A 10,182-nucleotide genomic window follows, 5' to 3' on the forward strand; every position below is an offset into this window, starting at 1 on the left:
TGCATGACGGTCAACGAGGCGCAGAACGCTGGTTACATGCTCTCCCGCCAGCAGCGACGGATCCAGTCGTTCGGCGCGCCTGAGACATTCAGGGCGTTATTGTCGTTCATCACTGAAGAGCCAATCCCCATCCTTGAGGTGGAGCGGAGATGGGCGGCGCTCGCGGCGCGGCACGAGATCCTAAGGACCGAGATCGTCACCTCACCGGGATTGGTCGCCGCGATGCAGCGCATCCTCCCAACAGCGCCGTGGCAGATCGAGACGCTCGCGACGCCGCTTTCGATCGCCGATCTCATACGGTTGCCGTTCGGCATCCGGATCGCTCCGCACGGCGCGGGCAGCTGCATCCAGGTTGTCCTGCCGTCGCTCGTCGCGGACGGGACGACGCTCGATCTCGTCGCCGCGGCGATCGCAGATCGGCCCACCGCGTCCTTGTGGACAACTCCTTCCGACGGCCTGCCCTGCCAATATGCGGACTACGCGGCTTGGTCCGAGGAGTCGCTCGCGGCAACTTCTGCGGCTCGGCGTGCCCTTGCGGCCGAACTCGACACAGCAATCGCGGCCTTCTGCCCACCGAGACCGGCCGCCCTTGCTCGGTTCAGGCCGAGCCGCGTCGCGACCTGTCTCGATCCGAGGCGAGCAGTCGTCTTGCGCGCATACTGCGCTGAGACCGGCAGCCGGCCGTCGGCGGTGTTCCTCGCGACATGGGTTTCGCTGCTTCGGCGCATCGAGGGTTCGCCACGCCTGCTGCTCGGACTGCTTCACTCCGGACGGACGATCCTTGCCCTCCGCGGGGCCGCCGGTCCCTACGACGCTTACCTGCCGCACGTCCTCGGCGGAAATTCCGGCGCTTCGTTCCGCGATGAGGTCGCGGCGCTCGGCCGGACGATGGAAGATGCGCAGGCTGGGGGCGTTTCGTGGGACGATCTCGCAGGACACGTCGGTGCCGCCTACCTGTTCGCCGCCGAGGACGCGGATCGCGCCGCGGAGCAGGGATTCGCCCTTGCGGAACGGTTCGTCGTCAGCGAGCCGTTCCGGCTCGCGCTTGACGTGCACGGTTCGGGATCGACGTTCCGCGTCGCCCTTGACTACGACGCTGGCCTCGTTTCCGCCGACGCTGCGTCGCGCCTCCTCACCGCCTTCACGACGCTCCTTACCGTCCTGACCGACCGCCCTGACAGCGACCCTATGGCTGCCGCTGTCAACGCGCCGGTCAACACGCAGGCGCTCGCCGCCGCGGCCGCAACGACAGCGCTGGCGCCGATCCCGCCGTGGCGGACGATCGAGCGCAATGGGGAACGTTTCGCCCAGCGCGTCGCCGTCACCGACGGGGTCCACAGCCTCAGCTACGCCGCGCTAAACTCGAGGTCGAACCGTCTCGCGCACGTCCTGCGTGCGCGGGTAGGCCGCCCCGGGGCTAGCCGCGTCGTCGTCGCGCTCGAGCGTGGCCCTGCAATGGCGTGCGCCATGCTGGCATGTCTTAAAGCCGGCGCGACTTTCGTCCCGCTCGACCCGAATCAGCCTCTCGAGCGGGCCGCCTCCATCCTCCGCCTTGTTGAGCCTGATATCGCAATCCTGGACAGCAATGACGGCATCCCGAGTTTTCGCGGCGGCGTTCCCGTCCTTGACCTCCGTCAGGATGGTGGGGAGATTGAGCGGCAGACAGACAGCACTCCTGCTAGCAATGTGTCCGACGACCGATCGGCATACATCATGTTCACGTCCGGCAGCAGCGGCACGCAAAAGGGGGTGGTCGTCGGCCGCGGCAATCTCGCGGCCTACCTCGGTGCTCTCGACGGTGTCCTGCGCCTGTCATGCGACGACGGAGTCCTGCAGACAGCCCCTGCGGGGTTCTCGTCATCGATCCGACAGTTTCTGCTGCCGCTCTGCACCGGCGCAACCTTGGTCGTCGCATCGCGGGATGAGATTCTCGATCCGCTTCTCCTCCTCCGGAAGGCGAGCGCGCACCGAGTCAGCGTTCTCGACCTGATTCCTTCTTACTGGCGGCGGGTCCTCGAAGTGGCGGAGGCATCAAAGGACGGCGGCTGGTGTCAGTTGCGCCTCGCGCTATCGGCGAGCGAGCCGCTGCCCGCAGATCTCGCACGCCGCCTCCTCGCGGCGCTTCCGCGGCAGGCGACACTCGTCAACATGTACGGCCAGACGGAGACAGCCGGTATCGTCGCTTGCCACCGCTTCGATTCCGACGCGCTGGTGCAGGATCCTGTCCCGATCGGTGAGCCGGTGCCAGGAAGTGCGATCGTCGTCGTTGACGATGCCGGTTGCCGTGCGCTTCCGTGCCAACGCGGCGAACTCGTCGTGGTGGGGCCGACCGTCGCTCACGGCTATCTCGGTGACTGCGGGCGCGACGCCGATCGCTTCGTCCCGATCGGCATTGCAGGGCAGGCAGCGGCCTTCCGAACCGGCGATATCGGCAGCGAAGCTGGACCGGACGGGCTCGTCCTGTGGGGGCGAGCCGACGACAGAGTAAAGATTCGTGGCTTTCGTGTGGAGCTCGCGCAGATCGAGCGGGAGATCGTTAGCCACCACGCCGTCGAGCAGGCGATCGTCATCACACGCGACGATCGGGGGGAGGCCGAGCTCGCGGCCCACATCGTACCGAAGCGCGGCCGGAGACTGACGCGCGCCGAAATCGTCGCCCACATCGAAAGAAGCCTTCCGCCCTACCTCGTTCCGACCCGCATCCAGTTTCACGACACGCTCCCGTCGACGCCAAACGGAAAGGTTGATCGAGGCGCGCTCTCTGGCATGAAGGCGGTTCCGGTGGCTCCGCACCCAACCAATGCGAGCGCGGCGATCGACGATCGCATGGCTGCCCTCTGGTCGACTGTCCTTCGTTGCCGGACGGTCGACCGCGACGACAACTTCTTCGCACTTGGCGGCCAGTCACTCCTCGGGATTGACCTGTTGGCGAGGGTTTCCCGAGAGTTCCAGGTCGATCTGCCGTTTCACGTCCTGTACGAGGCTCCGACAGTCGGCGAACTCGCAGCGCGGGTCGCTGCCGAGCTAGATGCAAGGGATCGACGGCCATGAACGAGGTCACTCTTTCGCCGACGCAGCGTCGCGTATGGATCGCCGATCAGCTTGCAGGCGAGATGGCGGTCTACGTCATCCCATTCGGCCTCCGTTTGCGCGGGGAACTCGACCCGCGCCGGCTGCGCCAGGCGTTGGATGCGGTTCTCGCGCGGCACCCGATGCTGTCGGCCCGCATAACGGCTGGGCCGGACGGGCCGAGGCAGTGGGTCACCGAGCCCGAGCGCGTCGATCTCCCGCTGACTGACCTGAGTGGCACGCCGGCGAGCGAGCGCGAGGCGCGCATGCGCGAGGTTGCGGAGGCAGAGGTACGGCGGACGTTTGACCTCGCTCGCGCTCCTCCGTTTAGGACGCGCCTCGTCCGCCTCGACACCGGTGACCATCTCCTCCTATGGCCAATCCATCACCTCGTGTGTGATGGCATATCCCTCCGCATCCTCGCGCGCGATCTCGGCCGCGCCTACGAGAACGCAGCGAGCGGAGAAGGCAGGAGGCTCCCGCCGCCCGCGGCGACGTTTCTCGACCTTTCGCGCGCCGAGTGGTCACCCGAGTCGGAGTTGATCGCAAGGCGCGACCTCGACTACTGGCGGGACCGGCTCGCCGGCGCGCCTGACACGCTCACGATCCCTGGCGATCGTGGCCGACCCGCGCTGCAGAGCTTCGTGGGGGTCACCGCTCATTCGGCCCTCACGGGAACGCTGGTGGCGGAGGTGGGCCGCCTAGCCCGCGCGGCGCGCACGACTCCGTTCACCGTCTACAGCGCCGCGTTCCATGCCTGGATCGCGCGCTACTCAGGGCAGGCCGAAACCGTCGTCGGATTCGCGGTCGACGGCCGCCGAGCTCAGAACAGTGAGGACGTAGTCGGCCTCTTCGCCAACCTCCTCGTGCAGCGCGCCGACACCACCGACGATCCGACCGCACGCACGCTCTTGTCGCGCGTCCACACCGATCTCGTCGGCGCACACAAGCATGATCGCCTGCGGCTCGACTGCCTAGTCGAGGATTCCGGTCGTCTCGATCGCCATCCGGTATTTCAGTGTCTCATTGACTACCACGGCTACCAACGGCCCGAGCTGCGGTTCTCCGAAGCCATCGAGGCCGAACCGCTCCTATTCGACACCGCGACCGCACGATTCGACCTCGAACTCAGCCTGCGTCAGCGGACCGGCGACGAAAGTCTTTGCGTCGCGCTGAAATGCAACGCGGATATTTTCAACGCCGAGACGGCCGCTAGGATGGCAGCACACTACAGCCATTTCCTGGCAGCGTTCGTCGCTGCGCCTGACGAGCGGGTTGCGCTGCTGCCGCTTATGCCACCGCCCGAGAGAGCCGCGATCCTCGCGCGCGCGAAAGGATCTTCGGCGCCCGAGCCACCGTGGCGGACGCTCCAGGATGCCATCGAAGGGGCGTCCCGGGCCGCGGCAAGCCGTTGCGCCGTCCGGGCCGACGGCCGCGATCACAGCTACGGAGCGCTCGCGCGCCGTAGCGCCAGCATCGCGGCGGCGCTACGGCGTCTTGGCGTCGGTCCAGACAGTATTGTCGCGGTCTGCGCGCCGCGAGGCTTCGACCTCGTCGCCGGGCTGCTTGGGGTCCTCCGCAGCGGCGGCGCGTTCCTTCCCCTTGACCCTGAGGATCCCTCCAAGCGCCTGCAGGCGCTGATCGATGATGCGCGCCCAGACCTCGTGCTCGCGGCGAGCGAGGTCGCGCGCCAGCTTGGTACCGCACGGCGGCTCGTCGAGCTCGATGAGATCGCAGAGTCACCAAGCGCGGCCGGCTTCGAAGAGCCCGACATTGCCTCCCCCGGCCCGGACCACCTCGCCTACATTCTTTATACCTCGGGCTCGACCGGCCGTCCCAAGCCCGTCGGAATCTCACACGGTGCCATCCTCAACCGTCTCGCCTGGATGCAGCGCGCCTATGCTCTCGCACCCGGCGAGACCGTCCTCCAGAAGACGCCCGTCGGGTTTGACGTGTCGGTCTGGGAGCTATTCTGGCCGCTCGCTTTTGGGGGCCAACTGGTGATGGCACCGCCCGGGATACACCGGGACGCCGACGCTCTCGCGGCACTCATAGTTCGCGAAGAGATCCGTATCGTGCATTTCGTGCCGTCGATGCTCCACGCGTTCCTAGAAAACGGCAACCTTGCGAGCCTGGCGGGGGTCCGGCTGATCGTGACGAGTGGCGAACCGCTGCCGACGAACCTCGCCGACCATCTGGTGCGCGGCTGTCGCGCAGACATCGCGAACCTCTATGGACCTACTGAGGCAGCGATTGACGTGACCGCCTTCGACGTTCGCGAGACCAGAGACAGCGCATCCGTTCCGATCGGACGGCCGATCGACAACACGCAGATCCACGTCCTCGACCAGTGGATGGAGCCGGTTCCCACCGGCGTCGTCGGCGAAATTTGGATCGGCGGCGTGCAGGTCGCCCGAGGGTACGTCGGCCGGCCCGCGCTGACTGCTGAGTGTTTCGTGGCAGACCCGTTTGGCCCCCCCGGCGCACGCCTCTACCGGACGGGTGACCTCGCGCGCGTGCGCGCCGACGGACTGATCGAGTTCGTCGGCCGGAGCGACGACCAGATCAAGATCAACGGCTGTCGCGTGGAGCCCGGAGAGATCGAGGCGGCGCTCCTCGGGATCGACGGCATCGCGCAGGCTGCCGTTCGGCTCGATGACAGCGCTCACGGTGCCCGCCTCGTCGCCGTCGTGGCGGTCCGCCTCCCTGAGCTGACGCCGGACGCGCTCCGATCGACGCTCGCCCAGCGCATCCCCTTGCCGATGATCCCGTCGGAGTTTGTCCTCGTCGACGCGATCCCGCTTCTACCAAACGGCAAGCTTGACCGCCGCGGACTGCGCGAGGTTAGATCGTACGCGCTAGACAACGCGCAATGCGACCGCGCGCGGCCGAGCACTCCAGACGAATGCCTCGTCGCGCAGGCATGGCGCGCTGTCCTCGGCACCGCCGACAACGACATCGACCGATCGTTCTTTACCGCGGGTGGCGACTCGATCCGCAGCATAGGGCTCGTCGCCGAGCTTCGCAGCCGGGGGCTCGACGTCACGGTAGCAGATGTGTTCCGCCACTCTACGATTCGCTCGCTCGCAGCGCACGCAAGCCAGTGCAAGCGCGCAAACGGACGCCAGCCGGTCGCGGCGGCGTACTCGGGGGAGACCGGCAGTGAAACGCTGCCGTTGTCGCGACTTCTCGCGCAGCTCGTGGCGGCATCGGTGAGCCGAACTGACTACCGTGCATACCTTACCGCCATCCGGCTAACAGGTCCGTTTTGCGAGTCCGCGCTGCGCCGGGCAACCGCCTTTGTAATGGCGCAACATCCCTCGCTGCGCAGCGCCATTGTGTTCGAGGCCGACGCTGCGGTCGCACAGCGAGTCCACCCCCACGTAGAACCGTCCCTAGTCGTCACCGACTGGCGTCAGCTCGATCCCTCCGCGCAGGAGCGCCGTCTCGCGCGCTGGTTCAGCGAGGAGCGCGCCCGCCGGTTCGACTGGTCGACGCCGCCCTTATGGCGCCTTATGGTGCATCGCCTTAGCGACGAGGCGTGGTCGCTGACGCTGGTGGAGCCGTTCCTCGACGGGTGGAGCGCGACCCTGCTGCTGACGCAACTCGTCACCGCATACGGCGCCTTGATCGACGGGCGTGCGGTGGCTTCATCGCAGCCCGACAGCGACGTGCAGACGACGTTCCTGCAGAACGAAATGCGGCTATTGCGTTCGGCAGACGCGCGCGTGTTCTGGCGCGCGCGCATGGAGGCGCTGCCCGCCACCCGGCTGCCCTGCCTCGCGGCGAAGCCATCGCGTGCGCCCGTCCGCCACGAGGTGGAGCTCCCGCCTGGACTATCGCATCAGCTTCTCGCGGTCGCGGACGAACTCAGCGTGTCCGTGAAGTCGGTCCTCCTCGCAGCCCACGTGAGGACGCTCGCCGCCCTCACCGGGCAAGCTGAGGTCGCCACGGCGTTGATGGCGAACGCCCGGCCTGAAACCGAGGCCGGCGGCAATGCGATTGGGCTATTCCTCAATGCCGTTCCCATTCGTGCCGCACTCGCCCGACACACGTGGCGGCGCCTGATTGAGGACATGCACGCGGCCGAGGCGGAAGCGCTGGCGTTCCGCGCCTATCCGTTCGCGCAGATGCTGGAGGACGCCGGCACAGACTTCGCCAGTGATGCTGTCTTCAACTTCACCGATTTTTACCCGTACCGCCGCTTCGGCGACGGCTCCGCGATTCAGGTCGTCGACGTGCGCGGATTCGATCAGACCTACTTTCCGCTCACCGCGCAATTTCGCCGCGACGTGGCCGAGAACACGATCCGGCTCGCGCTGGAATTCGGGCGCGAAGTGGACGACCAGGCACGTTCCGACGTAGCACGGTGCTACCGCGAGACGCTGTCGGATCTTGCGGCGCGTCCCGACGGGGCATGCGCATGGTGGCCGCGCGCGGTGCCGCCGATGGCCCCCCGACCCGCCGCCGCGGATTGCCTCCATCTCGCCTTCGCCCGGCAGGCGGCGGAGACACCCATGGCGCCTGCCATCCTCTCGGACACCGGCGACTGGACGTATGCGGACCTTCGAACGCTCGTCGATGCACTGGCCGGCCGTCTTCGCGCCGTCGGGGTAGGCAGAGGCCGGCGCGTCGCGGTCTGCATGGAGCGCTCACCCCATCTCGTCGCGTCGGCGCTGGCGATTCTTTCCGTCGGCGGCGCATACGTGCCGCTCGATCCCGCCCACCCCGATCAGCGGCTGGCCGAGCTTTACGGGCTCGCGGGATGCTCCGTCGTTCTTGCCACGCGGGCGACGGTCGGGCGCCTTCCAGGTCGACCGCTGATCTGCGCCGACGACGGAGACCATCCGGCTGTCGAAGCGCCGGAACCCGTGGCATATGACCCGGAGGCCCCGGCCTACGTCATCTTTACATCAGGCTCGACGGGCGTGCCGCGTGCTGCCATTGTCCCGCATCGAGCCGTCATGAGCCGGCTCGCGTGGCAGTGGCGAACCGACCCGTTCGAGCCGGGCGAAGTTGGCTCCATGCGCACGCCGATTGGCTTCGTGGATTCGTTCTGTGAGATGTGGGCGACCCTCCTGCGAGGCTTCCCAACCATGATAGTTGACGATAACGGTACCGATCCCGCGCGCCTGGTATCCGCGCTCGGGTCGGGCGGCGCAACGCGCGTGACGCTGACGCCATCGATGCTGTCCGAGGTTCTCCGACTGCCGATTGACCTCGCGGCCTCGCTTCCACGTCTGCGGCGATGGAGCGTCAGCGGTGAACCCTTCCCGGTGAGCCTCGCACGCGAGCTGCTCAGCCGGATCCCTGGCGTTCGGATCGTCAACCTTTACGGCTCGACCGAAGTGGCCGCGGACGTGACGTGGCATCGCGTCACCGGGACTGAGGTGGGTCCGTCGGTCCCCATCGGGCGGCCGATTGACGGCGTCCATGTTGTCGTGCTCGACGCGCTCGGCAATGCTGCGGAACCCGGGGTCGAGGGCGAGCTGGCTATTGGAGGAGCCGCCGTCGGGACCGGCTATCTCGATGATCCCGTCCTCACCGCGGAACGCTTCGTGCCGGATGCGATTGGCATGCCGGGTGCGCGACTCTACCTCACCGGCGACCTTGCTCGCGTCGAGCACGACGGAACGCTCGTATGCACCGGTCGTGCCGACCGACAGGTCAAAATCCGCGGCATTCGCGTGCACCCAATGGAAGCCGAGATCGCGTTGCGTGAACAGCCCGGCGTCCTCCGGGCTGCCGTCGTCGGCGCTCGGGACGTTAGCGGCGAGACTCGGCTTACCGCCTACGTCGAGCTTGACTCGAACTGCCACGGAGGGATCTCGCCGGATCGACTCCAGCGACGGTTGCGCGAGGCTTTGTTTGCCCGGCTTCCATCGGCGGCTGTGCCGTCCGACTACTGCATTGTCGACACATGGCCGCGCTCGCCGAACGGGAAGCTTGACACGGCCGCCCTGCCGCGCCCTTTGCCCCGATTCGGCGACGCGGCCCCGGAGACTCCGGTCGAGCGCGCGCTTGCAGACCTTTGGCAGACGTGCCTCGGCGCGGAGCGCGTCAGCCGCTACGACGACTTCTTCGCTCTTGGCGGCCATTCAATGCGTGCCATCCGCCTTTGCTCGGCAATAAGTGCACGCTTTGGGATTGAGCTTGATATCGCCGACATTTTCGACCGCGCAACACTCCTCGAACAGGCAAACCTCGTCGAGGACCGCCTTACCGTCCGCGCGTGCGAACCGGTCCCGGACGCGGAGCCGCACCTCACACATTCTCGAGACAATCTCGCACCTACCTTGGATGGAGGAACGAATGAGAACGCCGGCTACCTCTGATCCCGAGCTTGAGCGGCTCCGCGCCCGGCTGGACGCGTGTGACGACGCGCTAATGGAAGCGCTACGCGAACGCTTCGCGGTGTGTGCCGAAATCGCCGAGCACAAGCGGTCCCATGGCCTTTCTGTGATTCAGCCGGGGCGCGTCGCGGTCGTCAGGGCGCGCGCAGCTGCGTTCGCCGCCGGGGGCGGGATCGATGCGGATTTCCTGCAGCGCATATACGGCCTTGTCATCGACGAGGCATGTCGCCTCGAACAAGCCATTGTTGACGGCGGCGGTGAGTCTCCAGGCGTGAGCGCTCTCGCGTGCAATGCATCGTGCATCGACCACGTTGCAATCGCGGTCCGCGATCTTGGGGCAGCGATCGCGATGTTCCGCGACCAATACGGCTTTTATCTCGTCGAGCGCCGCACCATTGAGGGAGACGTGAGCGGGATGAATACCGCGACGATGCGAGCAGGAGGAGTAACCTTTGTCCTGTGCGAGGGCACGTCTCCGCAGTCGAACGTCAGCCGCTACATCGCCGCCTACGGACCGGGTGTCCAACATCTCGCGATCGAGGTGGAGAACCAGGATGAGGTGCTGGAAGATGTGAAGGCACGCGGCGCAGACCTCTTAACGGACATCATTCACGGTCCAGGACTTGATCAGTCCTTCAGTCGACGCGATCCGAACACCGGGATGCAGATCGAGTTTGTCACCCGCTCCGCCAACACCGGCTTCGACACGGAGAACATGCGTAAGCTATTTTCCGCGATGGAGCGCGACGAAGTCTTTTAG

3 protein-coding genes are annotated in these 10,182 nt (G+C 66.8%); all 3 read left to right on the top strand.

Features of this window, described 5'->3' with window-relative positions; genetic code table 11:
- Positions 1-3: 3 nt before the first annotated feature.
- The 3 genes from DDF70_RS21370 to DDF70_RS36780 are packed head-to-tail and all read left to right on the top strand — an operon-like array spanning position 4 to position 10,182.
- Entirely contained in the window at positions 4-3,051 is a 3,048-nt protein-coding gene (locus DDF70_RS21370) for a non-ribosomal peptide synthetase (protein ID WP_114946850.1), read from the top strand.
- Entirely contained in the window at positions 3,048-9,404 is a 6,357-nt protein-coding gene (locus tag DDF70_RS21375) for a non-ribosomal peptide synthetase (protein WP_114946851.1), read from the top strand. The genes DDF70_RS21370 and DDF70_RS21375 overlap by 4 nt, the downstream gene beginning before the upstream one ends.
- Complete coding sequence (locus DDF70_RS36780) at positions 9,382-10,182, top strand: chorismate mutase family protein (protein ID WP_162820557.1); 801 nt, start codon at positions 9,382-9,384, stop codon at positions 10,180-10,182. The genes DDF70_RS21375 and DDF70_RS36780 overlap by 23 nt, the downstream gene beginning before the upstream one ends.

This window comes from Microvirga calopogonii, from assembly GCF_003347665.1.
Lineage (GTDB): Bacteria > Pseudomonadota > Alphaproteobacteria > Rhizobiales > Beijerinckiaceae > Microvirga > Microvirga calopogonii.

What these genes read in the sequence shown, in the direction of transcription:
- DDF70_RS21370 (WP_114946850.1), top strand. Translation starts at nt 4, where the DNA reads ATGACGGTCAACGAGGCGCAGAACGCTGGTTACATGCTCTCCCGCCAG.
- DDF70_RS21375 (WP_114946851.1), top strand. Translation starts at nt 3,048, where the DNA reads ATGAACGAGGTCACTCTTTCGCCGACGCAGCGTCGCGTATGGATCGCC.
- DDF70_RS36780 (WP_162820557.1), top strand. Translation starts at nt 9,382, where the DNA reads ATGAGAACGCCGGCTACCTCTGATCCCGAGCTTGAGCGGCTCCGCGCC.